We start from the raw sequence: 24,094 nt of genomic DNA, 5'->3' as shown, positions 1-24,094 counted from the left end.
CGGGCCGCTGGCGGCGCCCCCTTGAGGGGGAGGCGGCCGAAGGACGCTTCGGGGGAGGGCCATGTCAGTGGCTGGTGCCCAGGTAGGCGCTGATGACGTCGGGGTTGGCACGCACCTCGTCGGGCGTGCCGTCGCCGATCTTCTTGCCGTAGTCGAGCACCACGACGCGGTCGGAGATGTCCATCACCACGCCCATGTCGTGCTCGATCAGCACGATGGTGGTGCCGAACTCGTCGTTGACGTCGAGGATGAAGCGGCACATGTCCTGTTTCTCCTCGACGTTCATGCCGGCCATCGGCTCGTCCAGCAGCAGCACACTCGGCTCCATCGCCAGCGCGCGGCCGAGGTCGACGCGCTTTTGCAGGCCGTAGGGCAGGCGGCCGACCGGCGTCTTGCGGTGGGCCTGGATCTCGAGGAAGTCGATGATGTGCTCGACGAACGTGCGGTGCGCCGTCTCTTCGCGCTCGGCCGCCCCCCAGCGGATGGCTTGTTGGAAGATGTTGGTCTTCATCTTCAGGTTGCGCCCGGTCATCAGGTTGTCGACCACGCTCATGCCCTTGAACAGCGCCAGGTTCTGGAAGGTGCGCGCGACACCCATCTCGGCGACCTGGCGCGAGTTCATGTGGCTGAAGGTCTGGCCGCGGAAACTGATCTTGCCGTCCTGCGGCACATAGACGCCGTTGATGCAGTTCAGCATCGAGCTCTTGCCGGCGCCGTTCGGGCCGATGATGGCGCGCACCTCGTGCTCGCGGACGTTGAAGCTGATGTCGGTCAGCGCTTTCACGCCGCCGAAGCGCAGGCTGATGTTTTGCACGTCGAGGATGACCTCGCCGATCTGGCGATGCGCGCTCATCAGGCGGCCCTCCGAGTCGGTGCGAAAGTCTTAACGTCTTCGATCTTCAGCGTCGCGCTGACGCTGCCCGAACGCCCGTCCTCGAACTTGACCGCGGTCTCGATGAACTGCTCCGGCCGGCCTTCGTACATTGCCTCCACCAGCACCTGGTACTTGTCGTTGATGAAGCCGCGCTTGACCTTGCGGGTGCGGGTCATCTCGCCGTCGTCGGCGTCGAGTTCCTTGTGCAAGACCAGGAAGCGGTGGACCTGGCTGCCGGCCAGCAGCTCGTCGCGCGCCAGGTCGGCGTTGACCTGTTCGACACAGTCGCGGATCAGCGCGTAGACCTCGGGCTTCTGCGCCAGGTCGGTGTAGCCGGCGTAGGGCAGGTTGCGCCGCTCGGCCCAGTTGCCGACCGCCTCGAAGTCGATGTTGATGAAGGCGCAGACCTTGTCACGCTTGTCGCCGAAGGCCACCGCCTCCTTGATGTGCGGGAAGAACTTCAGCTTGTTCTCGACGTACTTGGGCGCAAACATCGCGCCGTCGTTGGCACCGCCCATCAATCGGCCGACGTCTTTCGCGCGGTCGATGATCTTCAGGTGGCCGCCGGCGTCCAGGAAGCCGGCGTCGCCGGTGTGGTACCAGCCATCGCTGGTCAGCACCTCGGCGGTGGCGGCCGGGTTCTTGTAGTACTCCTTCAGCAGCCCGGGCGACTTGACCAGCAGTTCGCCCGAGTCGGACAGCTTGATCTGCACGCCCTCGACGGGCACGCCCACCGTGTCCGACTTGGCCTCGTGGTCGGGCTGGAGGCAGACGAACACGGCCGTCTCGGTCGAGCCATAGAGCTGCTTCAGGTTGACGCCGATCGAGCGGTAGAAGCTGAACAGGTCAGGCCCGATCGCCTCGCCGGCGGTGTAGGCCACCCGTACGCGCGACAGGCCCAGCGTGTTGCGCAGCGGGCCGTAGATCAGCACATTGCCCAGTGCGTAGCGCAGCCGGTCGACCAGGCCGACCGGCTTGCCGTCCATCAGGGCCGGGCCCACCCGCTTGGCCAGCGTCATGAAATGGTGGAACAGCGCGCGTTTGATCGCACTCGCGTCCTCCATCCGGATCATCACCGTGGTCAACATGCCTTCGAAGATGCGTGGCGGCGCGAAGTAGTAGCTCGGCCCGATCTCCTTCATGTCGATCGAGACCGTCGCCGCCGACTCCGGGCAGTTGACGATGTAGCCGCAGGCCAGCCACTGCGCGAAGCTGAAGATGTTCTGGCCGATCCAGGCGGGCGGCAGGTAGGCCAGCACCTCTTCGTCTTCGGTCAGCTTGTCGAAGGTCTTGCCGGCCGCAGCGCGGTCGAGCAGTGAGAAGTGGGTGTGCACCACGCCTTTCGGGTGGCCGGTCGTGCCCGAGGTGAAGAACATCGCCGCCACGTCGCCGGGCTGGCCCAGGCCCACCTCGTGCGTGAACAGCGTCGGGTGTGACTTGTCGTGCAGCCGCCCTTCCTCCAGCAGCGCGTCCAGCGACGCCAGCCCCGGCTCGGCGTAGTGGCGCAGACCGCGCGGGTCGTCGAACCAGATGTGCGCGAGCTGCGGACATTGCTCACGCACCTCGAGCAGCTTGTCGACCTGCTCCTGGTCTTCGACGATCGCAAACGAGACCTCGGCGTTGTTGATCGGGAAGACGAATTCGGCGGCGGCCGCGTCCTGGTACAGCGGGACCGGTACCGCGCCCAAGGCCTGCGTGGCGAGCATCGCGGCGGTCAGCCGGGGGCGGTTGTCGCCGATGACCACGACATGTTGGCCGCGCTGTAGGCCGGCCGCCGCCAGGCCGCAGGCCAGGTAGCGCACGCGCTGGGCAAGCTGGCCCCAGGTCGTGGTCTGCCAGATGCCGTATTCCTTCTCCCTCAGCGCAGCGGCATCCGCTCGCTTCGCGGCATGGTCCAGCATCAGGCGAACAAAAGTCGTTTGCACGGCGCTTCGTCTCCACAATCGGCTCGCACCCGGATGGGTGGGCCCGTTGATGTAACGAATCCTAGGCCGAAGTTTGACGTCGTGTTGTCGGTTGGACGACAATCTCGGGGCATTTCAGCTCCGGACTTTCCCGAGGAGCGGCCGCCGCCGCGGTGTTGACCGCTCAGGCGGTCGCGGTATCGCGCGGAGGGGAAGCGGCGGCAGCGGCGGTGGCTGCAGCCACGCCGGACGTGGCGGCCGGCGCATCCGCCGCCACGCCCGTGACGGTGACCAGCTCGACCCGGCCCTCGGCCGCCAGGCTGCCCAATTGCGCCAGCTCGGCCTCGACGAAGGGCTGGTCGGACAGTGCGCACACCGCACGATTGCGCCCGTCTGCCTTGGCCTGGTAGAGCGCCGCGTCGGCCAGGGCCAGCGACTCGGCCCAGGCTACGCCTTGACCCGCGCGCCAGACCACGCCGCCGGCCGACGCGCGAACCGGCAACTGCTTGCCCTGCGGCAACCCGAAGGCTGGCTGGCCGATCACTGCCAGCGCGCGTTCGGCCACCACCTGCAGGCCGGCCCCGTCGGTGCCGGGCAGGATCAGCAAGAACTCTTCGCCACCCCAGCGCACGACGGCATCCCCATCGCGCAGCATCGCCTGCAGCCGTTGGGTCATCTCGACCAGCACCGCATCGCCGGCCGCGTGGCCGTGCGTGTCGTTGACGCGCTTGAAGTGATCGACGTCGAGCAGCATCAGCGACACGCGGCGGCGTCGGCCCTCGGGCAGCTTGGCGTTGTCCTCCTGCAGCCGCTGCAGCAGCGCCTCGCCGTAGCGCCGGTTGCAGGCGCCGGTCATGGCGTCGTGCTGCGACTCGTCGCTGAGCCGTGCCACGTCGCTGCGCAGCCCGCGGTTGATCGAGCGTGAGCGGGCCAGCCGCTGCCAGGTGATGAACGCCAGCAAGGCGACCAGCACGGCGGCCGCGGCCCAGGCACGCTCACGCCACGAACGAAGTTGCAGCTCGGTGTCGCGGCGCGCGTTGTCCAGCCTCAGGGTCTCGATCTCGCGAGCGCGCTGCTGGGCGGCGTAGGTCTCCTGCAGCTGCGTGACGGCCTGCTCGCGTTGCGAGGCGGTCAACTCGTTGTTCAACGTGACCCAGCGGCGCAGTGCCTGCAGCGCGGCCTGCGTGCGGCCGGCCGTCTCGAGCGCGTCGACCTGCTGCTCGATCAGGTCGGCCAGCTCGCGCTTGTCGCCGGTGCGTTCGGCGATCTCGATCGAGGTCCTGACCAACGCCAGTCCTTCGTCGAAGCGACCCTGGTGCACCCAGGCAACACCGCGGTTGGCGAGGGTGAAGGCGTAGCCGTTCGGATCCATCTCGCGATCGGATGCCCGCTCGGCGCGCAGCGCGTAGTCGACCGCCTTCTTGTGGTCGCGTGTGTCGTTGCTGAGCGCCGCGAGGTTGATCAGCGTGTTCAGGCGGATCGGCTGCAGGCCGCGCGTCGATTCGGTCAGCGGCAGCAACTCCTCGAGCACCGCCTTGCGTTCGACGTTCTCTTTCAACGTCGCCAGCGAATAGCTGTGGTTGACCAGCAGCCGCACGAGGGCGTACTTGAAGCCGATGTCGCGCGCCAGCGCGACGCCCTGGCGCGCATATTCGATCGCGCGGTGCAGGTCGCGCCGGCTCGCGTTGATGACCGCCAGCATGCCCAGCGAGGTCACCAGGTCGGCCGGCCGGCCGTGCTGCGTGGCCACTTCCGAGGCTTTCAGCGCATTGGCGATCGCGCCCTCATAGTCGCCGAGCGTCGACTCGGCGGTCGCGCGACCGATGTACCACTCGAACCGCAGTTGCACATCGCTCGGCTCGGGCAGGGCCGCCAGTGCGGCCAGGCGGCGGCGCAGCTCGGCCGGGCTGGCCGATTCGGCCTGTTGCTGCTGGCGCAGCAGCAGCGCCGTCGCGCAGGGCGCGCAGCGCTCGCTGTCGACCAGCGTCTGCAGCCGTTCTGCCGCGGCCCGCGCGGTCGGATGGTTGCCGGCGCGCCAGGCCAGGTCGGCCACCGCCGATTCGTGGCGCCAGCGCAGGTCGAGGGGGGTGACGTTGGGGGCCTGCGGCGCTGCCTGCTGCAGACGCTCCAGCGCCAGCAACGGCGACGGGTAGCCGTGCGCGCGGAAGTCGGCCAGCACCTCGTCGATGGGTTCAGCGGCATGGGCGGGCAGGGCGCCCAGCCCGCAGGCCAGCCATACCCAAGCGACGGAACGGCGCCGAGGCCACCGCGGCGGCAGGCGAATTGGAGAACGGGCGAACGACACCATGGCAAACAGCGAGACCACCACCGGCTATCGGTCAGTCCGGCGGGCGCTTGATGGGCAAAGGCTCAGCCCGAGTCGGCCAAAACGCACGGGAGGCGGCATGTTTGACGTCGCACGCCCCGCGGCCTGACAATCTTTTGGCCCTTTTACCCGCGGTGTCTTTTGACATGGCCCAGCCAGCCCGACCATTGCGCGAACGCGCGCGGGCACCCAGCGATGCCGAGCTGGCGAGCATCCCGTGGTTGGCCGTGCTGGAACCGGACGACCAGCGCATGGCGCGCGCCAGCATCATGCTGGCCCATGCCGAGCCCGGTGAGCAGATCTGCCGCCTCGGCCGGCCGGCGACCTACTGGTTCGGCGTGCTCGAAGGACTGCTGAAGATGAGCAACGAGCCCGGCGCCGGCGCACCGGTCACTTTCACCGGCGTGCCGCCCGGCGCCTGGTTCGGCGAAGGCACGCTGCTCAAGCGCGAGCCGTACCGCTACAACATCGAGACGCTGCGCAGAAGCACGGTGGCGGGTCTGCCCGTCGATGCGTTCCACGATCTGCTCGAACGCAGCATTCCGTTCAACCGCTTCGTGCTGAACCAGCTCAACGAACGCCTGGGTCAGTTCATCGCCGCGCGCGAGACCGATCGTCTGAACGACCCCGACACGCGCGTTGCGCGCAACCTGGCCGCGCTGTTCCACCCGGTGCTCTACCCCGGCGTGGGCCAGTTGCTGCGCATCACGCAGCAGGAGCTCGGCTACCTGGTCGGGTTGTCGCGCCAGCGCGTGAACGAGGCGTTGAAGGCCCTGCAGGTGCAGCGGCTGATCGCGATCGAATACGGCGGCGTGCGGGTGCTCGACCTGGACGGATTGCGCCGCTTCGCGCCGGAACGCACCACTGCAGCGCCGCCTGACTGACAAGCCACGCAGAGCCGAGGGCAGTTGCCGCAGTCGACGTCGACGGAGGCGGCCGTCTGGCAGGGGCCGAAGTGACGGCCGTGGCCAGCAGCGACGCCAGGTGAGGACGCGCCTACTGCAGCGGCAACTTCAGCACGCCGCCGCGGGCCACCGCGTAGGCGTCGACATGGCCGGAGACACTGGCCGCATCGTCGGCGTAGTGGACGTGGAACCGCTCACCCGGGTGCGACACCACGCCTTCGAGTTGCTCGCCGCTGTACATACCGACCAGCTGGCCGTCGGCGCCGGGCTGCTCGAACACGCGCTTGCTGGCGGCGCCGGCGTGACCCCCGATGCCCGGTTTGGCTGGCTGACCGGTCACGACATGCCAGACGAGCTGCGGGTAGTGCCCCTGCACGAGAAACGGGAACGGCTCGCCGACGTCGAGGCCGAGCGCCTTGGCCTGCGCCAAGACGAAAGCCTCGAACTGGGGCCGGGTCATGCCCGCAGGCAGCGTCACCTCGGCCCATTGCCGTACCCGGGCGGCGGCGAACAGCACGGCCTCGTCACCGGCCAGGGGGGCTGCGACCCGGCCTTGCGGGTCGTCGCCGCGGCTGACGAGCAGGCGGCCATCGCGCAACAACACCTCGCCCTTCAGGCCGGCCAAGGCGCCCACGCCCCAGCCGCCGGTGGCCTGCGGCAGATCGGCCAGCTTGACCTGGCCACCGGTGTCGCCCGTATGGCTCATGCGCTTGAAGCTTCCGAATGCGGTGAAGTCGAACCGAGGCGCGTCGGCCCAAGCCCATGTGCTCACGGCCATCAGGCCGGCGGCTGACCAGGCCAGGGACTTGCGAAGCGGCCAAAGCCTGGTACGGCTGGTGCGGCAGATGCGCGGGGGGCGAGAGGTGCGAAGCATGTTGGCTCTTTCCTGGCTCCATCGGAGCAGGCCTGTGGGACGAGCGCGCAGTCTCGGGCTGCCAGCGCCGCGCGCCTATGATCGTGATCATGTCGACCAGAGCACCGGACGCTGCGCAATCGCACTGGGACGAACCCGCTTTGGCCGGGTTCGACAAGCCACTTCGGGCGGCCGCACGTGTATTGTCACGGCCGGCCGGCACCGCGCTGTTCCGCACTGGCGAGCGGCCCGCCTGGATGTTCTACGTGCGGCGCGGCGAGGCGCAGATGCTGCGTGTCACGCCTGCCGGCGCGCCAGTGCTGCTGCAGCGGGCGAGCCGCGGCTTCCTCGCCGAGGCAAGCCTGACGAGCGGGCGCTACCACTGCGACGCCGTGTGCCGCAGTGATTGCGAGTTGCTTGCCTTCCCGTTGCCTGCGCTGCGTGAGGCCATCAACAACGATAACGGCACCCGCTGGGCCTGGATCGAGCTGCTGAGCGCGCAGACGCGCCAGCAACGTGCACGCATCGAACGCCTGACGCTCAGAACCATCCGGGAGCGGCTGCTGCACCTGCTGCTCACCGAAGGGGCGGATCGCGGTTACGAGCTACCCGGAACTCGCATGGAGCTGGCCGCGGAACTCGGTGTCACGCCGGAGGCGATGTACCGTGCGTTGGCGGCGATGCAGGCCGACGGCACCTTGTCGGTCCGCGGTGCGCGGCTGCATTGGCGCGGTTGAGGGCGGCGTCCCTGTGCCAGCGCGACCGCACGGTCGGACCCGCACGCGTTCAGCACGTGCGGGTCCGCCTTGCAGCCCCGACGGGTCGGGCCCCAACAACGCCCCTCAATGCTGGTATGCGCCGATGTCGTACCCGGTGGTCTGGTTGCGCGGCTTGCCGTCGAAGTCGGTCGGCGGCGCGTAGGTGGCGAGGCCGCGCCCTATTGCCTGCGAGCCGGTTCTCAGATGGAAGTCCGGCTTCGTGGCCGGGTAGGACACGAACAACGGGTCGGCGCTGACCGTGTCGTCATGCTGCAAGCCGTTCCGAAGCGACCAGTCATAGATATCGTTCTGGTAGACGAGGTTGTTGCGGTAGGTGTTGGCCGTGCCGGTCTTGCCTTGTTCCGAGATGCCGTACGTGTTGTCGAACACGATGTTGTTGTGCACGTGGACGTTGTTGGCGCCGCTGTCGTCGTGATAGAAGTCGCCGCCGCCGACGATGATGCCGAACACCGACGCGCTGACCGTGTTGTTGATGATCTGCAGGTCTTTCGCGTCGTGCCACAGGTGGATGGCGGCCTGGCCGATGCGGAACACGATGTTGTTCTTCACCGTGCCCGACGTGCTCATGTAGATGCCCTGGACATAGCGGCACCCGGCCGGCCCGACGTCGTGCACGCGATTGCCGATCACGTCGCCCTTGACACCCCGGTAGTAGCTGTCCACGCCGATGGCGGAGCCGCCTGCGCTGGTGCAAGGGATGGTGGTGGCCAGGTGGTGCACGTGGTTGCCTTCGATCACGCTGTACGAGCCGCCGGTGTAGATGCCGTGCCGCCAGAGCGTGCCGGTGCCGGGCTGTTTGCCGCTGACGTCGAAGCCGATGATGCTCACGTAGTTGCCGCGGTTGTCCCAGGCGCTGTCGGTGGTCGAGTGGGCCGGCGGCACGATCTTGGCGCGCCACTTGCCGGTCGAGACCCAGTAGATGCGGCCGCTTGCGCTGCCGTTGGCGGTGGTCTTGATGCCACCGGCGTATTTGCCCGGCGCCACCCAGACGGTGGTGCTCGGCTGGGTCGCCGCCAAGGCGGCGCGCGCCAGGGTCTGGAAGGGTTGCTCCTTGCTGCCGGGCCCTGCGTCGGAACCGGTCGGCGAGACGTAGTAGTTGTAGGTCGTCGGCGGAAGGTTGGGTTTGGCGTCGGTTTCAGCATGGGCGCCGCTGCACAACAGCAGGGGCCAAGACAACGCGAGAACAGATCGGTGGGATGCCATGGGGGCTCCTTGCGCCAAACACACCGCAGCCGACCACTTCGCGTCGGCGCTTCATTTGGCATGGGTTGAAGTGCCGCCGATTCTGGGAGCGCGCGTTCCATTTCCGGCAAGCCGGGAGGTGACGTGCAGGTGACACCCCGCCGATGGCATGACGCCTCTCGCGCCGAGCTCAGTCGGCCGTGATCCCTGATTCGCGTATCACGCGGCCGAGGCGAACCGACTCTGTGCGCACCAGGCGCCCGAAGTCATTCGGCGTGCCGGCGACGACGGGCGTGCCGATGGCCTCCCACTTGGTGCGAAAGGCCGGGTCTTTGAAGATGTCGAGAAACGTCGCGTTGAGTTTCTTGATCACCTGCGTGGACGTGCCGGCGCGCACCGCAATGCCATGCCAAGCGGTGGTCTCGAACGACGCCAGACCGGCCTCCGCCATCGTTGGCACCTGAGGGAGTGCCGGGCTGCGCTTTGCGGACGTGACGGCGATGGGTTTCAGCTTGCGGGCCTGGAGGTGCTGCAGCGAGCTGGCGACGATGTCGAACATCACGTCAACCTGGTTGCCAAGCAAGTCGGTCAACGCCGGGCCCGCGCCCTTGTATGGCACGTGAATCAGCCGCACACCGGATGCGCGCGCGAAGAGCTCGCCGGCCAGATGCTGCGGCGTCCCGTTGCCGGCCGACGCGTAACGAAACGGCTCTTTCTGCGCCTTCGCCGCGGCAATGAACTCCGTCAGCGAGTTGGCCTTGACCGAGGGATGCACCTCCAGCACCAGAGGAAATGCGGACAGCTGCACCACCACATCCAAGTCACTGAGCGCGCTGAACGCCATTGACTTGTAGAACACGCCGTTGACGGCCATCGGCCCGCTGGCAGCCAGCAGAATCGTCTGGCCATCGGCAGGCACGTGCTTGGCAACTTCGGCGCTGCCGAGGTTGCCGCCGGCACCACTCTTGTTTTCCACGATGACGGGCACGCCCAGGCGCTTCTGCAACTCAGGTTGCAGCAGTCGCGCCATGAGGTCCGTGGGACCGCCTGGCGGGTAGGGAACGACAAAGCGCAACGGCCCGTTGGGGTAGGGGGACTGCGCCTGGGCTGTGCTCAGGAAGCCTGAACCGTAAGCCAACAAGGCCAGAGTCTGGCGGCGATCGAGCATTGGAAGGTCTCCTGGTTGGGGGCAAAGGCGTCTGTCAGACGCTGAAACGTTGGCGGATCTGTGCTGCGGTGGCCAGCGGGCGGCCGAGTGCGGCCGCAACTTGATGGGCCTGGGCCACCAGCGCGGCGTTGTCCGGGGCCACGCTGCCGTCGCGCAGGCGCATGTTGTTCTCGAACCCGACGCGTGCGTGTCCACCGAGCGCCGCAGCCGCGGCCACGCAGCTGTTCTCGTTCGGCCCGAAGGCGCACACGGCCCAGGGTTCAGGCCCGACGTGGGCTTGAAGAAATGGCAGCAGGTCACGCGGGTTAGAGGTCTGCGCCGCGCTGTAGCGGCCAAGCACGAACAGCAGGAACCAGGGCGCGTCCGGCACCGTGCCGTCGGACCTCAGCGTCTGCCAGCGGCGCAGGTCGGCGGTGTCGTAGAGGATGACCTGCGTCATGATGCGCTGCCGGGTCAATTGACTGAAGAACGCGCTGAGGACGGCGGATCCGATCTCCGGTTGGTCGATCTCGCGCAAGCCTATCGACACGGCCTCGGGCCTGAGCTCACGAACCATCGCGATCTGCTCTGGCGCGCGATAGACCTGCGCCGATTCGCTGGTGACCTGCAGCACCATCTCTTCGCCGACCGCGGCGCGTACCACCCGCATCGCTTCACGGTAGGCCGCGACATCGAGGCTGTGGCGGAACTGACTGTCGCGGATATGCAGGTGCAGCATGGCCGCACCCGCATCCAGACAGCGCTTGGCGGTCTCGGCCAACGCGGCAGCGGTCAGCGGCAATGCCGGATGGTCCGACGCCTGCCTGTGAGCACCATTCGGTGCGGCGATGAGAATCAGCGGGTCACGGTTCATGGCGGGCGTTGTCACTCTGAATCCTTCTTGACGTGTGCTGGCACGGATCAAGCGTCGTGCGTCGCCTCGGCACCCCGGTCGGGTGCGGGTTGCATCGCGGCGGGCGCCACCAGCGGCAAGTCCAGCGTGAAAGTGAAAGTGGTGCCGTGGCCAAGTGCACTGCGCACCTCGATCTCGGCACCCATGGCGCGCACCAGCTGGCGACTGATCGCGAGGCCGAGGCCGGTGCCCCCGGCGTGCCGCGCGGCGTCGCCGACCTGGTGGAATGGCCGGAACAACTGAGGCAGATCCTGCGGGGCGATGCCGAGGCCGGTGTCGGCCACCTCGAATTGCAGGCGTGCCATGCCTGCGGGGCCGGCGGTGGCCCGCACGCGCAGCACCACCTCGCCGTCGTCGGTGAAGCGCACTGCGTTGGCGAGCAGGTTCAGCAGCACCTGGCACAGGCGCTGTGCGTCGACCTTCACGGCATGTGGCCATGACGGCGCATCGAGTCGCAGCACCAGCCGCTTCTGCGCCGCCTGCGGACGCACCAGGTCAGTCACGTTGTCGAGGAAGGACGACAGCCGCAAGGGCTCGTCGTGCAGCAAGAAGGTGCCCGCCTCCTGGCACGACAGCGTGAGGATGTCGTCGACCAACGCCAGCATGTGGTGTCCGGCCTGTTCGATGATCCGCAGGTGCTGGGACTGCCTGGCCGTCAGGCCGGCCTCCATGTGCAGCAGCTGCGCGTAGCCGAGCACAGCGTTCAGTGGCGTGCGCAGCTCGTGGGTCGTGCGGGTGATGCAGGCGTGCCGCGCGCTCTTGGCCGCGGCAGCGGCGCCGCGCGCCTGGGCGAGTTCTGCACGCAGCTGCGCGACTTCGGCGCCGCGGGTCGACCACGGCCAGTGGAGCCGCGCCTTGAACGGAAAGGAGAAGCGGTTGATGAGCACTTGCACTGCCAGGCTCCTTTGCGCGGCGCGTGCGTCGGGAAACCGGCGCAACGGGGCCAGTGTTGCACTCCGGATGCACTGCTTGTGCGGAAGGTTGCGTACGAGGTACTACGCACCAGGCACGCCGGGGCGTGGTGGGCGCCGCGTCCGCCCCGGCGACCTCGGCGGTCACCTGCCTGTCACCTGCCCGGCGGTCGGGACTGGAAGGCGCGCTCACCGAATGGGCCGCCGACCGCCATGAGCTCGCAAGGAAGACGAAGGGCCGCTCCCGAGCCCCTTGACCCTTCGGGGACCTAGATCGCGCCCTGCCTGATCGATGCCCCGATGCGAACGCTGCATTGGCGGCGGACGGGGCTGGTGCGTCTGGTTCGGAGCACGGCGGCGTCAGAGGAGCGCGCTGCACGTTATGCTCCGGCGCATATGCCCGCTGTCGACATCGCGCTCTGGATCCTCAGTGTCGGACTGATCGTTGCCGGCGTCGCCGGCGCGGTTCTGCCGGTTCTGCCGGGCTCGACCCTGGTGTTCGCCGGCACCGCGCTGGGGGCCTGGATCGATGGCTTCGAGCGTGTCGGCGGCTGGACGGTCGGTGTGCTCGCCGCCCTGGCGCTGCTGTCGTGGGTGCTCGACTATGTCGCCGGCATGTTGGGGGCGAAGAAGGCCGGCGCCAGCAAGCAGGCGCTGCTGGGCGCTGCCATCGGCACCGTCGCGGGGCTGTTCTTCGGGTTCGTCGGCGTGCTGGTGCTGCCGTTCGTCGGTGCTGCCGCGGGTGAGTATCTGGCGCGGCGTGACCACCGGGCCGCTGCGCGCGTCGGCGTCGCCACCGGCATCGGGCTCGTCCTGGCCCTGGTGGCGAAGGTGGTCATTGCGTTTGCGATGGTCGGCATCTTCATCGGTGCTCTAATCTTCTGAATCCGGCGCGCGAATGGCGCGCGAGGTTCCGCGCCCGAGCCGCCGGATCACACCGGCCAGGCGGCGGCGAACTCACGCGTCAGGTCGGCGGCGTTGCCTTCGCGGCAGCCGCTGCGGTTCTGGCCCGACCACAGCGGCGTGAAATCGGCGTGGCCGTGTGCTTCGGCCCAAGCACGCAATGGGGCGATCGCCGCGGTGGCCAGCGGGAACGCCGGCACCAGCGGGTTGACCGGGCCCCAGTCGCGCACGGCGCGATTGACGATGCCGCGCGCCGGCCGGCCGGTGAAGACGTTGGTCAGCACCGTCGGTGCGTCGGTTTTCAACGCGGCGCGGTGCAGCGGGCTGGTCAGCGCCTCGTCGCACAGCAGGTAGGCGGTGCCGATCTGCACGCCGGCCACGCCGAGCTCGTGGGCGGCGCGTACGCAAGCCGGGTTGGCGATCCCGCCGGCGGCGATCACCGGCAGCTTCACGGCTTGCACCACCTGCGGCCACAACGCGAAGCTGCCGAGCTGGGTGCTCAGGTCGTCGCTGAGGAAGTGGCCGCGGTGGCCGCCCGCCTCGATGCCCTGCGCGATGATGGCGTCTGCGCCGTGGGCTTCGAGCCAGCGCGCTTCGTCGACCGTTGTCGCCGACGCCAGCACCTTCGAGCCCCAGCCCTTCACGCGCGCCAGCAGGTCGGGTGCGGGCAGGCCGAAATGGAAGCTGACGACGGCCGGCCGGAATGGCTCGACGACATCCGCGACCTCGTGGCTGAACGGTGCGCGGCCGGGGCCGGCGGAAATGGCCGCCGGGTCGATGCCGGCCTCGCGGTAAGCCGGGGCCAGCGCCTCGCGCCAATGGGCCTCGCGCTCGGTGTCCGGCCGCGGTGGCGTGTGGCAGAAGAAGTTGACGTTGAAGGGGGCCGAAGTCGCGGTGGCCAGTGCGGTCAGCTCTTCGCCCAGCATCTGCAGGCTCAGCATGGCGGCCGGCAGGGCCCCCAGGCCGCCGGCGTTGCAGACGGCTGCGGCCATCGCGTGCGCCTGCACCCCGGCCATCGGCGCCTGCAGCACCGGGTGGGAGACACCGAGCCAGCGCGCGAGGTCCATCATCGTGCCTTTCGTCAGTCGCGGCTGCTGAGCAGCCTTTGCAGCCAGGGGGTCAGCGCCAGCAGCAGCACGCCGGCGCCGATCGAGATGCCGGACAAGAATACATAGAGCGCAATGCCACTGCCGGCCAGCAGCCCTTCCAGCGCGCCGGCCAGGTAGTTGGCCACGCCGATCGCCATCAGCCACACGCCCATCAACAGGCTGACCAGCCGCGCCGGAGCGGCGCGCGAGACCAGCGACAGCCCGACCGGCGACAACATCAGCTCGCCGATGGTGTGCAAGAGGTAGACCGCCGCCAACCACTGCGGGCCCACCGCGCCCAGCTGATCGGCGCGGGTCTGCGCCATCGCCATCACGACGAAGCCCAGCCCCAGCACGACCATGCCAAGGGCCTGTTTGGCGGTGTCGGGCAGCGCGAAGCGCGAGCTGTCCAGCGTCGTCCACAGCCATGCGAACACCGGCGCCAACAGCAGGATGCCAAGCGGGTTGATGCTCAGGAACCAGGCGGCCGGGATCTCCCAGCCCGCCAGGTGGCGGTCGGTCTGCTTGTCGGCGAACAGCGTCATCGTGCCGCCCGTCTGCTCGAAGCCCATCCAGAAGAAGATCACGAACAGCGCGACGATGCCGATGGCCACCACGCGCCCGATCTCGGGCCGGGTGAAGCGCATCAGGCGACCGTCGGGCCCCCGCAAGGCGGCCCAGGCGCACAGCCCCAGCAGCACGAGCCAGCCGATGGTCTTGACGGCGGCAGGCAGCGGGCGCCACAGGGCACCGACCCATGGCGCCACTGCCAGCACAGCGAGTACGAGCCCCACGCTGGCCACGCAAAACGCGAGAACCAGCGGGGCGTTCTGCCAGCTCACTGGCGCCTGCTGGTCACGCAGGCCCGCGTTGCCCAGCCAGCGCTGGCCCCAGCACAGCACCGCCATGCCGATCGCCATGCCGACGCCGGCGCTGGCGAAGCCCCAGTGCCAGCCGACCAGCTGGCCCAGCGTGCCGACGGCAATCGGCGCGATGAAGCCGCCCAGGTTCACGCCCATGTAGAAGTAGGTGTAGCCGGCCGCGCGCCGCGGGTCGTTGGCGTCCGGGTACAGCATGCCGACCATCGCGGTGGTGTTGGCCTTGAAGAAACCATTGCCGACGATCAGCAGGCCCAGCGCCAGCGGCAGCATCGACGGCACCGCCATCGCGAAGTGGCCCAACATCATGATCGCCGCGCCGATCACCGCGGCCAGCCGCGCGCCGAGCCAGCGGTCGGCCATCGCGCCGCCGATCAGCGGCGTGATGTAGACCAGCCCGGTGTACAGGCCGTAGATCTGCAGCGCGTCGGCGCGTGCGTAACCCATCGCGTTGACGAGGTACAGCACCAGCAGCGCCCGCATGCCGTAGTAGCTGAAGCGCTCCCACATCTCGGTCATGAAGATGATCTTCAGACCCGGCGGGTGGCGGTGACGCGCGCCGCTGGCGTCGGCGGTGATCAATGGCAAGGCGGTGGTGTTCATTCGGCGGATGCCCGGGTCGGCTCGGGTTCGAGGTTGCGCACGCCCGACGCCACATGCCCCGACGGCACATGCGGCGCCGCGTTCGCCACATGGCCCGTCTGGTCGTCGAAGAAGAAGTCGGGCTCGAACTCTCGCAGGAACGGGCCTTTGGGCAGGCCGCCGAGGAAGATCGCCTCGTCGATCTCGATCTGCCAGTCCATCAGCGTGCGGATCGCGCGCTCGTGCGCCGGCGCGCTGCGGGCGGTGACCAGCGCGGTGCGGATCTGCGTGCCGCCGGCGGCCGTGCTGCGCTGCAGCCGTTGCAGCGCTTCGAGCAGCGGCTTGAAAGGTCCTGGCGGCAGCGGTGTGCCGGCCCGGCTGACCTCATGGCGCTGGAAGGCGTCGAGCCCGTCGCGCTGGAAGACCTGTTCGGCCTCGTCGGAGAACAGGACCGCGTCGCCGTCGAACGCGATGCGCAGCTCGTTCGGGTGCGCTTCGGACGCGCGCGCCGAATGCGGGTAGACCTGCGCGGCCGGCACGCCGGCGTCCAGCGCCTGCCGAACGTCGGCCAGGTTGGCCGACAGGAACAGCTGGGCACCCAAGGGCCGCAGGTAGCGCCACGGGCTCTGGCCGCGCGTGAACGCACCGCGCTCGATCGGCAACCCGTAGTGCTGGGCCGATCGGAACACGCGCATCCCCGAGACCGGGTCGTTACGCGACAGAATCACCACGTCGACCGCAGGGGCGCTAACGTCGGAGTTGAAGGCCAGCAGCTTGCGCGCCAGCGAGAACGCCACGCCGGGCCGCGCGGGCTGATCCAGCCGCTGCAATTGCAACTGCATGTAGGCACGATCGTCGCTCGCCTCGAAGACCTGGTTCTCTTCTTCGAAGTCGAACAGCGCGCGTGAAGACAGGGCCACGACCAGACGGCCGTCGAGTGAAGCGGGCATGCATCGATCATACGGGCCGGACATCAAACCGCCGGCTTGTTGTACCGGGGAAAGCCCCGAGTTCGCGTGTGTTGCGTAGCTGTCGCAACGACGGTGTTTCGATGGTGGGTGCCCTAGCATGCGCGACGCCCGCAATGGCGCGGGGCGCACGGAGATGCAGATGCAGTCAGACGTGAAGTTAGGGGTTGGGTCGTCGAACCCGGCGAGTGCTCGCCGCCGGCGCTTGATCGGCGCGGCCGGGCTGGCGGCCACCGGCATGGCGTGGGCCGCGCCGGCGAGCGGCGACCCAGTTCGCTTCGGACAATCGGTGGCGCTGACCGGCCCGTTGGCCGAACTGGGCCAGGCGCTGTACGCCGGGGCCAAGGTCGGGGCCGGGGTGGTCAACGCGCGTGGTGGGGTCCATGGTCGGCCGCTGGAGTTGGTCACCCTGGACGATGGTTATGACACCGCGCGTGCGGTGGCCAATGTGCGCCGCATGCTCGGCGAAGAAGGCTGCCTGGGCCTGTTCGGTTGCATGGGCACGCCGATGATCGAAGCGATGCTGCCGCTGCTGCGCGGTTCGGACGTGCCGTGTTTTGCGCCGCTGACCGGCGCCGTGTCGACGCGACCGCGCGACATGCGCAACGTGCTGCCGATTCGCGCGAGCTACCCGGACGAGGTCGATCGGCTGGTGCAGCACCTGGCTACGCTGGGCCTTCGGCGCATCGGCCTGGTGACGCAGGAAAACGCGTTCGGCAACGAGGTTGCGCAAGCTGCCGACGCGGCCACCGCGCGCCACAAGCTGGGCCTGACCGGCCGCGCCACCGTGCGCAGCGACGCGAGCAATGCCGCCGAGGCGGCGAAGCAGCTTGCCGATGCCGCGCCCGAGGCCGTGCTGGTCGGGTTGGCGGGCAAGCCGACGATCGGCTTCGTGAAGGCCTTTCGGATGATGCGGCGCGGCACGCCGTTGTATGCGCTGTCGGTGATGGGCTCGGCAGCGACGCTGAGCGCATTGGGCGACGACGCGGCCGGCATCGCCGTGGCGCAGGTCGTGCCCTTGCCTGGCAGCCCGTTGGTCAAGGTGTCGCGTGACTTCATGCAGGCGTGGGCAGCCGCGGGCACGCCGCTGGCGCCGTCGCACCTGGCGCTCGAGGGCTACATCAACACGCAGGTGCTGGCCGAGGTCTTGCGCCGCTGCCCGTCGCCGTTCACGCGGGCCGGCTTTCTGCAAGCGGCCTGGGGCCTGCGGTCGTTCGACGTCGGCGGCTTCACGCTGGGCTTCGACGCACCGGGCCGTGGCGCCTCGCGCTTCGTCGACCTGACGCTGATCGCGCGCGACGGTCGCTTCATCCACTGACCGTGGCGCCGGCCTGGCGCCACCGCAGGGGCAACCTGCAGGGTCAGTGCACGAAGCCGATGCTGCCGCGCTTGGCCGATGCCGAGGGCAGGTCGCGGGGCTCGACCTGCTCGCGGCCGTCCAGCCGTGCGTTGCCGAAGCCCGTCATCCAGGCCCGGCGCATCTCGCGCGGCGGCATGTCGGCCAGGCAGGCCAACGTGTCTTCGAGCGGGGCCGGGTCGAAGCGCCGGCCCCAGTCGTGCTCGCCGCGGATGCCTTGGTACAGCCGCAGCGCGATTGCGCGGGCAGCGTCGGCATCGGGCATCTGGATCTCGAACACGTTGACGCGGTTCAGGATCGGCTCGGGGATCGCCCGCTCGTCGTTCGCGGTGGCGACCCAGATCACCTGGCTGGCGTCGATCGGCACCTCGGCGAATTCGTCGGTGAAGCTGCCGGCGGTGTCGTGTTCGAGCAGGCTGTAGAGCGACCCCAGCGGGTCGTAGGCATGTTCACCGCGTGCCTTGTCGATTTCGTCGACCACCATCACCGGATTGGCGTACGGGCCGTCGATCAAGGTCTCGAAGACCTTGCCGGGCCGCGCGCCCTTCCACTGGCTGGAGGCGCCCGAGAGCACCCAGCCGGCGGTCAGTGAGCTCATCGAGACAAAGCCCATGCCGGTGCCCAGCAGGTGGGCCACCGCGCGGGCGAAGTGGGTCTTGCCGACGCCGGGCGGGCCGAGAAGCAGCATCGGCGTCAGCTCCAGCGCGTCCTTGCTGTCCTGGCACAGCGCGAGCTGGCGCTTGAGGTCGTCCAACACATCGTGGAAGTTCGGCAGTTCGTCGTAGAGCCGGTCCATCACCGGCAGGCCCGAAGGCTTGACCTGGAAGCGCTCGGGGCCGCGCTCCAGCATGCGCTCATAGGTGCTGCGCAGGCTTTCGTGCTCGCGCGGCGGCAGCTTCTGCAACTTTTTCTCGACCTCGTCGATGCGGAACAGGCTGCGCATGCGCGCAATCGGCAGGATGCCGCTGACTGCGGGCAGGCGTTGGGCGGATGAGGACATGCGAACCTCCGTCGACATCGGTCACCGGCCGTGGCCTTTCGGGATCGAAAAACCATCCCCGGCGGATCCATTGAAGCAAAATAAGCGCCCGGGCCAAACCCCAAACAGGCGCCCGATTGCGGTGCAGTTGATGGGGGGCGTGAATTCCGCCGCAGGCGCGCCCCGCATCGTTGCCGAGGGGCATTCAATCGCCGCTTTCGAACAGCTCGATTGGGTTGCCGGCCGGGTCGTCCACCAGCACCTGGCGGCCACCGGGGCCGGCGATCGGGGCGCTGCGAAAGCGTGCGCCTGTCGGTTCCAGGGCCTTGAGCGCCGCGTCGAGGGCGTCGACCTCGATCACCAGCCGGTTCCAGCCGCCCGGCTCGGGCTGACGGCCATCGGGCAGCGGGCGCCGGGCCGAAGTGCCAGGGCCCGACAACCACAGTGTCAGGTCGCCGCGCGCCAGCATCGCGAACGGCGGGCCCCAGCGTTCACCTAGGGTGAACCCGAGTGCTTCGTAGAAGGGCAGGCAGGTGTCGACATCGTGCACGAGGTAACGAACGGTGGCCACGCAGTCCTCCGGGATGGCGTCGATCAGAACACGGCCCCGATCCGGTGCGGCCGGCCCCGGCCGAGCCCGACCCAGCATCGGCGCGGCGCAGCGCCGGGGCTGCCTCCACATCGACCGGCGCCGGGTCGATGGTCCAGTGTGACATTGTTCGCGCGGCGAGGTGAATGCCTCATTTCGGGGATGTTGCGAATGCATACACATGAAGCATCGCCTCGCCGAAAGCAGTGGCGAAACCGGGGGGGCGCGCAGTTACATTTCCCCGACCGCGTTGTGGTTGTTCTTGCGCCATGGCCAGGTTCCCTGTCCATCCCACGTTTTGAGGCCTTGGGGCCGTCCGATCGGGCACTGCCTTTGCCAATGTTTTCCAGTCTGTCTACCCTGCGTTCCCGCTTCGTGGCGTCCTTCGCTGGCCCTGCTTCGGCCGCCGAGGCGCCGGTGGGTTGGATGCGCCGCGATGAAGCCATCATGGGGACACCGGTCTGCGTCGAGCTGTGGGTCGACGACCGGCGCGCGGGTGAGGCCGCGATGGCCGCGGTGATGGACGAAATGCGGCGCATCGACCGCACGATGAGCCCGCACAAGCCCGAATCGGAGCTGTCGCTGATCAACCGCGATGCCGGGCACGCGCCGGTGCATCTGTCCGACGAGATGTGCATGCTGATCGCCCGCGCGATCGAGTTCTCGCGCTGGTCCGATGGTGCTTTCGACATCAGCTACGCCAGCGCTGGCCAGTTGTACGACTACCGTGCCGGCGTCGCGCCGGACGACGCCGCGCTGGCCCCGGCGCGCGAAGCGATCGGCTGGCACCAGCTGCTGCTCGACGACGCGTCGCGCACGCTGCGCTTCGGCCGGCCCGGCATGCGCATCGACCTGGGCGGCTTCGCCAAAGGCCATGCAGTGGACCGTTGCATCGCCATCCTGCGGGCGCGGGGCATCACCAACGCGATGGTCAGTGCCGGCGGCGACAGCCATGTGCTGGGTGACCGTCGGGGCCGGCCCTGGATGATTGCCGTACGCGATCCGCGCCGCGAAGGCGAGGTCGTCGCGGTGCTGCCGCTGCAGGACACCGCCGTCTCGACCTCGGGCGACTACGAGCGCTTCTTCGAGAAGGCCGGCGTGCGCCACCATCACCTGATCGACCCCCGCACCGGGCGTTCACCGTCCGGGGTGCGAAGTGTCACGATCCTGGCCAACGATGGCCTGACCAGCGAGGCGCTGTCGAAGACGGTGTTCGTGCTGGGCGCCGAGCGTGGCCTGGCGTTGGTCAATTCATTGCCCGGCATCGACGCGGTTGTCGTCGACGCCGCCGGCCAGTTGCACTATTCGTCGGGCCTGCTGCGCGATGCCTGACGCGACCGAATCCCTGCGCGAGGAGAACCTCATGTCAAACGCCACACTGCCGGCCCCGCGCCGCGTCGCCTGGGCCGCCGCCGCTGCCCTGGGCCTGACCGCCGTCCTGGTGCTGCCGGGTTGTTCGGGCTCGGGCAACAAGTCCGACGACGACAGCCTGAGCCTCGAAGGTGCCGTGCCGATCGCTTATGTGAAGCGGGTCAACACGATCGGCATGAACCCGACCAATGGCGCGCCGAGCGCCCCGGGTGGCGACCTGATGGTCAAGGAGATGTCGGCGCCCGACGCGGCCGAGCACAACCTGACCGCGTCGATCACGCAGGGCAAGGGCGATGCGTCCGACCCCGAGGTGTCGTACAACGGCAAGAAGATCATCTTCTCGCTCAAGTGCCCGGCGTCCAACACCTCGCAGGTCGACGGCGTGAAGGCCTGCACCGGCGCCTGGAACATCTGGGAATACGACATGACCGGCGCCAGCTTGACGACCGGCAAGCTGCGCCGCGTGACCAGTTCGTCCACCGATGACGACGTCGACCCGGCTTACCTGCCCGATGGCCGCGGCTTCGTCTTCTCGTCGAACCGCCAGACCAAGAGCATGCCCAACCAGGCGCTGGGCCGCCGCTATTACGCGCTGGACGAGTACGAGCGCGAGCGGGTGTTCAACCTGCACACGATGAGTGCCGCCGGCACCAACATCCAGCAGATCTCGTTCAACCAGAGCCATGACCGCAACCCGGTCGTGCGCCCGAACGGCGACATCATGTTCTCGCGCTGGGACCACGTCGCCGGCCGCAACCACTTCAAGATCTTCCGCGTCAAGCCGGACGGTACCGACATGTTCGTGCTGTACGGCGCGCACAGCGAAGGCAACAGCTTCCTGCACCCGCGCGACATGGACCCGACCGGGCCGTACGCCGGCTTCGTCGCGTCGGACCTGATGCCGCTGTCGGGCACCAACGAAGGTGGCGGGATGATGTTCATCGACGTCGCCAACTACTCGGAGCAGAACACGCCGGCCAACCCGAACGTGCCGGCCGAGGGCGGCCAGGCCCATGCGACCACCCAGACGCTCAACCTGGGCATGGGGCTGTCGCGTTATGGCCGGGTGACGACGCCGTTCCCGTTGTGGGACGGCACCAACCGCCTGCTGGTGGCCTACCGTCCCTGCGAGGTGCGCCGCGGCGAGGACATCGTCTCGTGCGCGACGCTGACCGACGAAGAGCTGGAGCGCCTGTCGGACGACAACCGCAGCGAAGACGATGTCGCCGCGGACGAACTGCAGGACGACGTGCCACCGCCCTACGCGATCTACATGTTCGACCCGGCCAAGCAGACCTGGCTCAACGTGGCCGCGCCGCCGCCCGGCTTCATGTACACCGACCCGGTGCCCGTCGTCCAACGGCCGGGCCCGAACGTGGTCGATCCGACCTCGGTCGATGCCGCGCTGGCCGCCCAGGGGCTGGGCCTGCTCGAAGTGCGCAGCGTCTACGACACCGACGGCCTGGGCCGCATGGGCGACGGCGTGGTCACTGCGGTCGACCTGCCGGAAGGTTGCACCAGCGCGATCCCGAAGACCGCGCCGACCGACGCCCAGGACACGCGCGCCCAGGTGGCGGACATCCTGAAGTTGAAGGACCCTGCCGATCCGGCCTACCGCTGCGGCCCGGCGCGCTTCGTGCGTGCGGTACGTGCGGTGGCGCCGCCAGCGTCGATGATGGGCCTGCGCGAGGCGATCGGCGAGACCGAGTTCGAGCCCCAGCAGATCCTCGGTTATGCACCGATCGAGCCCGATGGCTCGTTCAAGCTGCATGTGCCGGCGGACACGCCGGTCGCGCTGGCCGTGATCGACGAACAGGGCCGGGCGTTCCAGACCCACACCAACTGGATCCAGGTCCGCCCGGGCGAGCGTCGCACCTGCGACGGCTGCCACAGCCCGCGCCGCGGCGGTGCGCTGAACTCCGGCACCATTGCCGACACGATGCCCGCGACGCTGCGCGCGGCACTCGCGGGCCAGCACCAGTCCGGTGAGACGATGGCGTCGACCCGCACCCGCATCGACCCGACCGCGTTGAAGCTGGCCACCGACATGCTCTACAACGACGAGTGGGCCGACACCAGCAAGGGCGTGGCCGCGCGAAGCTCGATCGCGATCAGCTACAGCGGCCTGGGCACCGCGGCGCCGGTCAACGGCATCATCAACTACCCCGACCAGATCCAGCCGCTGTGGTCGCGTGACCGCGGCGCCAACACCTGCACCAACTGCCACAACGCCTCTGCCAAGCTCGACCTGTCGGGCACCTATTCGGGTACCGGCCGGATGGTCTCGTACGAAAAGCTGCTGATCGGCGAGCCGCGCCTGGACGCCAACGGCCAGCCGGTCACGCACCTGGAAGAAGGCGTGCCGGTGCTCGATCGCCTGCCGGCGCTGGTGTTCAACATGGCCAGCGAAGGCGGCGCACTGGGCCTGGCGCGGCAAAGCCGCCTGGTCGAGATCCTGTCCGGCCAGACGCTGCTGGCGGCCGCCGACGCACGCACCGCGCATCCGACCCCGCCCAACACCGTGCCCGACCACGCGACGATGCTGAATGCGTCCGAGAAGCGGCTGGTGTCCGAGTGGATCGACCTGGGTGGCCAGTACTACAACAACCCCTTCGACGGCGCCAACGTGCGCAGCGTGACGACATTGAGCGAAGAGATCTTCGAGGCCCAGGTTCACCCGATCCTTCGCTCACAATGCGCGTCTTGCCACCAGCCTGTCGGCAGCAACGGTGGGCTAACATTCCGCAACAACCGCTTTGTGCTGACTGGTGATGCCGAGGGCGATTTCGGCGTGACGTTGTCGATGATCTCCAACACGTGCTCACCTTCGGCCAACTACCTGCTGCAGCGCCCGTCGACGATCCCGCACCCGGCGGCCGCCACCGGCCAGACGACGGCGGTGTTGCCGGTCGGCAGCCAGAACTACCGAACGATTGCCAACTGGATCGCCACGGGCTGCCCCACTCCATGATCTTGAGACGACCTCATTGGGCGCGAGCCGGCCTGACCAGCCTCGTCGCCGCGGCGCTGCTGGGTGCTTGCGGCGGCGGCAATCCGCTGGACAACCCGGACGATGTGCAGAACCCGCCCGGCAGCAGCGGCCGCAAGCTGGCCTATGCCTACTTCCAGCGCTGCATCTTCCCGATCTTCCTGGCCCAGCTGCCGGTGCACAACGGGCCTCCGGGGGCGACCAACACCTGCGCCGGCGGTGGCTGCCATGACGACACCACCGGCACCGGCGGCGCGCTGCGGGTCATCCGCGGTGCCACGCCGCTGGACGTGACGGATGCGGCGAACACGCCGGATGTGATTCGCGCCAGCGACATGTACAAGAACTATTACTCGGCCCAGGGCGTGACGATTCCGGGTGAATCCGTGCACAGTCGCCTGCTCGCCAAACCGCTGCTGCTGAACATGCTTCACGGTGGCGGGCAGATCTTCGAAAACGAAGAAGACCAGAACGCCAAGCTGATCCAGTTCTGGATCGATCACCCCGCACCGCGCGACCAGGACGAATTCAGCCCCGCCACCTACGGTATGTTCAACCCGCCCGACCCCAACACCGGCACTTGTAGAACCCAATAA

At 68.6% G+C, this 24,094-nt stretch carries 20 protein-coding genes; 7 read left to right on the top strand and 13 right to left on the bottom strand.

The genetic code is table 11. The features are described 5' to 3' along the window. Positions 1–64 precede the first annotated feature (64 nt). The 3 genes from VFY73_RS24120 to VFY73_RS24110 all read right to left on the bottom strand — a co-directional run bounded on the left by VFY73_RS24120 (position 65) and on the right by VFY73_RS24110 (position 4,957). Positions 65–853 (bottom strand): ABC transporter ATP-binding protein, encoded by a 789-nt coding sequence (locus VFY73_RS24120; protein ID WP_329723619.1) that lies wholly within the window; start codon positions 851–853, stop codon positions 65–67. Then, entirely contained in the window at positions 853–2,799 is a 1,947-nt protein-coding gene (locus VFY73_RS24115; protein ID WP_329723617.1) for an AMP-binding protein, read from the bottom strand. Before VFY73_RS24115 ends, VFY73_RS24120 begins: the two co-directional genes overlap by 1 nt. A 163-nt stretch (positions 2,800–2,962) precedes the next feature. Next, positions 2,963–4,957, bottom strand: a complete 1,995-nt coding sequence (locus VFY73_RS24110; protein WP_329723615.1) for a diguanylate cyclase domain-containing protein — start codon at positions 4,955–4,957, stop codon at positions 2,963–2,965. 293 nt (positions 4,958–5,250) lie between these two features. Between VFY73_RS24110 and VFY73_RS24105 the strand changes: the two genes are divergently transcribed. Then, on the top strand, positions 5,251–5,988 hold the full coding sequence (locus VFY73_RS24105; protein ID WP_329723613.1) for a Crp/Fnr family transcriptional regulator: 738 nt from the start codon (positions 5,251–5,253) through the stop codon (positions 5,986–5,988). Between the two features lie 112 nt (positions 5,989–6,100). Here VFY73_RS24105 and VFY73_RS24100 read toward each other — a convergent pair whose 3' ends face one another. Next, complete coding sequence (locus tag VFY73_RS24100) at positions 6,101–6,715, bottom strand: acetolactate decarboxylase (protein ID WP_329723611.1); 615 nt, start codon at positions 6,713–6,715, stop codon at positions 6,101–6,103. Between the two features lie 257 nt (positions 6,716–6,972). On the opposite strand from VFY73_RS24100, the gene VFY73_RS24095 reads away from it, so the two are divergent. Further along, the gene (locus VFY73_RS24095) at positions 6,973–7,599 is read left to right on the top strand and encodes a Crp/Fnr family transcriptional regulator (RefSeq protein WP_329723609.1); all 627 of its coding nucleotides are present in this window, start codon (positions 6,973–6,975) and stop codon (positions 7,597–7,599) included. 105 nt (positions 7,600–7,704) lie between these two features. Here the strand turns inward: VFY73_RS24095 and VFY73_RS24090 are convergent, their stop codons facing one another. The 4 genes from VFY73_RS24090 to VFY73_RS24075 all read right to left on the bottom strand — a co-directional run bounded on the left by VFY73_RS24090 (position 7,705) and on the right by VFY73_RS24075 (position 11,776). After that, positions 7,705–8,844: a right-handed parallel beta-helix repeat-containing protein gene (locus VFY73_RS24090; RefSeq protein WP_329723607.1), complete on the bottom strand. Its 1,140-nt coding sequence runs from the start codon at positions 8,842–8,844 to the stop codon at positions 7,705–7,707. Positions 8,845–9,013: 169 nt separating this feature from the next. After that, positions 9,014–9,991, bottom strand: a complete 978-nt coding sequence (locus VFY73_RS24085; protein ID WP_329723605.1) for a tripartite tricarboxylate transporter substrate binding protein — start codon at positions 9,989–9,991, stop codon at positions 9,014–9,016. A 34-nt stretch (positions 9,992–10,025) separates the two neighbouring features. After that, positions 10,026–10,844, bottom strand: a complete 819-nt coding sequence (locus VFY73_RS24080) for a 3-keto-5-aminohexanoate cleavage protein (RefSeq protein WP_329723657.1) — start codon at positions 10,842–10,844, stop codon at positions 10,026–10,028. 47 nt (positions 10,845–10,891) lie between these two features. Then, positions 10,892–11,776 (bottom strand): HAMP domain-containing sensor histidine kinase, encoded by an 885-nt coding sequence (locus VFY73_RS24075; protein ID WP_329723603.1) that lies wholly within the window; start codon positions 11,774–11,776, stop codon positions 10,892–10,894. 414 nt (positions 11,777–12,190) lie between these two features. Here VFY73_RS24075 and VFY73_RS24070 point away from each other — a divergent pair, with 414 nt between their 5' ends. Beyond that, positions 12,191–12,679, top strand: coding sequence for a DUF456 domain-containing protein (locus VFY73_RS24070; protein ID WP_329723601.1), 489 nt, complete (start codon positions 12,191–12,193; stop codon positions 12,677–12,679). 47 nt (positions 12,680–12,726) lie between these two features. On the opposite strand, the gene VFY73_RS24065 is transcribed toward VFY73_RS24070, so the two are convergent. The 3 genes from VFY73_RS24065 to VFY73_RS24055 are packed head-to-tail and all read right to left on the bottom strand — an operon-like array spanning position 12,727 to position 16,195. After that, complete coding sequence (locus VFY73_RS24065; protein WP_329723599.1) at positions 12,727–13,767, bottom strand: nitronate monooxygenase; 1,041 nt, start codon at positions 13,765–13,767, stop codon at positions 12,727–12,729. An 11-nt stretch (positions 13,768–13,778) separates the two neighbouring features. Then, positions 13,779–15,266: a peptide MFS transporter gene (locus VFY73_RS24060; protein ID WP_329723597.1), complete on the bottom strand. Its 1,488-nt coding sequence runs from the start codon at positions 15,264–15,266 to the stop codon at positions 13,779–13,781. Then, positions 15,263–16,195, bottom strand: a complete 933-nt coding sequence (locus VFY73_RS24055) for a 5'-nucleotidase (protein WP_329723595.1) — start codon at positions 16,193–16,195, stop codon at positions 15,263–15,265. The genes VFY73_RS24060 and VFY73_RS24055 overlap by 4 nt, the downstream gene beginning before the upstream one ends. Before the next feature lie 160 nt (positions 16,196–16,355). Here VFY73_RS24055 and VFY73_RS24050 point away from each other — a divergent pair, with 160 nt between their 5' ends. Next, positions 16,356–17,531, top strand: coding sequence for an ABC transporter substrate-binding protein (locus tag VFY73_RS24050; protein ID WP_329723593.1), 1,176 nt, complete (start codon positions 16,356–16,358; stop codon positions 17,529–17,531). Between the two features lie 43 nt (positions 17,532–17,574). Here the strand turns inward: VFY73_RS24050 and VFY73_RS24045 are convergent, their stop codons facing one another. Further along, complete coding sequence (locus tag VFY73_RS24045; protein ID WP_329723591.1) at positions 17,575–18,570, bottom strand: AAA family ATPase; 996 nt, start codon at positions 18,568–18,570, stop codon at positions 17,575–17,577. A 184-nt stretch (positions 18,571–18,754) separates the two neighbouring features. After that, on the bottom strand, positions 18,755–19,120 hold the full coding sequence (locus VFY73_RS24040) for a VOC family protein (protein WP_329723589.1): 366 nt from the start codon (positions 19,118–19,120) through the stop codon (positions 18,755–18,757). Positions 19,121–19,513: 393 nt separating this feature from the next. On the opposite strand from VFY73_RS24040, the gene VFY73_RS24035 reads away from it, so the two are divergent. From VFY73_RS24035 to VFY73_RS24025, 3 genes are read left to right on the top strand one after another with little or no spacing between them, the layout of a single operon-like run. Beyond that, positions 19,514–20,470, top strand: coding sequence for an FAD:protein FMN transferase (locus tag VFY73_RS24035; RefSeq protein ID WP_329723587.1), 957 nt, complete (start codon positions 19,514–19,516; stop codon positions 20,468–20,470). Between the two features lie 31 nt (positions 20,471–20,501). After that, complete coding sequence (locus VFY73_RS24030; protein WP_329723585.1) at positions 20,502–23,480, top strand: hypothetical protein; 2,979 nt, start codon at positions 20,502–20,504, stop codon at positions 23,478–23,480. After that, entirely contained in the window at positions 23,477–24,094 is a 618-nt protein-coding gene (locus VFY73_RS24025) for a hypothetical protein (RefSeq protein ID WP_329723583.1), read from the top strand. The genes VFY73_RS24030 and VFY73_RS24025 overlap by 4 nt, the downstream gene beginning before the upstream one ends.

The organism is Ideonella sp., assembly GCF_036277275.1.
GTDB lineage: Bacteria > Pseudomonadota > Gammaproteobacteria > Burkholderiales > Burkholderiaceae_C > Ideonella.
This window is presented reverse-complemented; position numbering and strand designations above follow the sequence as displayed.

Coding starts and splice junctions, on each gene's coding strand:
- VFY73_RS24120 (WP_329723619.1), bottom strand. CDS start 853: ATGAGCGCGCATCGCCAGATCGGCGAGGTCATCCTCGACGTGCAAAAC.
- VFY73_RS24105 (WP_329723613.1), top strand. CDS start 5,251: ATGGCCCAGCCAGCCCGACCATTGCGCGAACGCGCGCGGGCACCCAGC.
- VFY73_RS24100 (WP_329723611.1), bottom strand. CDS start 6,715: ATGAGCCATACGGGCGACACCGGTGGCCAGGTCAAGCTGGCCGATCTG.
- VFY73_RS24095 (WP_329723609.1), top strand. CDS start 6,973: ATGTCGACCAGAGCACCGGACGCTGCGCAATCGCACTGGGACGAACCC.
- VFY73_RS24090 (WP_329723607.1), bottom strand. CDS start 8,844: ATGGCATCCCACCGATCTGTTCTCGCGTTGTCTTGGCCCCTGCTGTTG.
- VFY73_RS24085 (WP_329723605.1), bottom strand. CDS start 9,991: ATGCTCGATCGCCGCCAGACTCTGGCCTTGTTGGCTTACGGTTCAGGC.
- VFY73_RS24080 (WP_329723657.1), bottom strand. CDS start 10,844: ATGAACCGTGACCCGCTGATTCTCATCGCCGCACCGAATGGTGCTCAC.
- VFY73_RS24070 (WP_329723601.1), top strand. CDS start 12,191: ATGCCCGCTGTCGACATCGCGCTCTGGATCCTCAGTGTCGGACTGATC.
- VFY73_RS24065 (WP_329723599.1), bottom strand. CDS start 13,767: ATGATGGACCTCGCGCGCTGGCTCGGTGTCTCCCACCCGGTGCTGCAG.
- VFY73_RS24060 (WP_329723597.1), bottom strand. CDS start 15,266: ATGAACACCACCGCCTTGCCATTGATCACCGCCGACGCCAGCGGCGCG.
- VFY73_RS24055 (WP_329723595.1), bottom strand. CDS start 16,195: ATGCCCGCTTCACTCGACGGCCGTCTGGTCGTGGCCCTGTCTTCACGC.
- VFY73_RS24050 (WP_329723593.1), top strand. CDS start 16,356: ATGCAGTCAGACGTGAAGTTAGGGGTTGGGTCGTCGAACCCGGCGAGT.
- VFY73_RS24045 (WP_329723591.1), bottom strand. CDS start 18,570: ATGTCCTCATCCGCCCAACGCCTGCCCGCAGTCAGCGGCATCCTGCCG.
- VFY73_RS24030 (WP_329723585.1), top strand. CDS start 20,502: ATGTCAAACGCCACACTGCCGGCCCCGCGCCGCGTCGCCTGGGCCGCC.
- VFY73_RS24025 (WP_329723583.1), top strand. CDS start 23,477: ATGATCTTGAGACGACCTCATTGGGCGCGAGCCGGCCTGACCAGCCTC.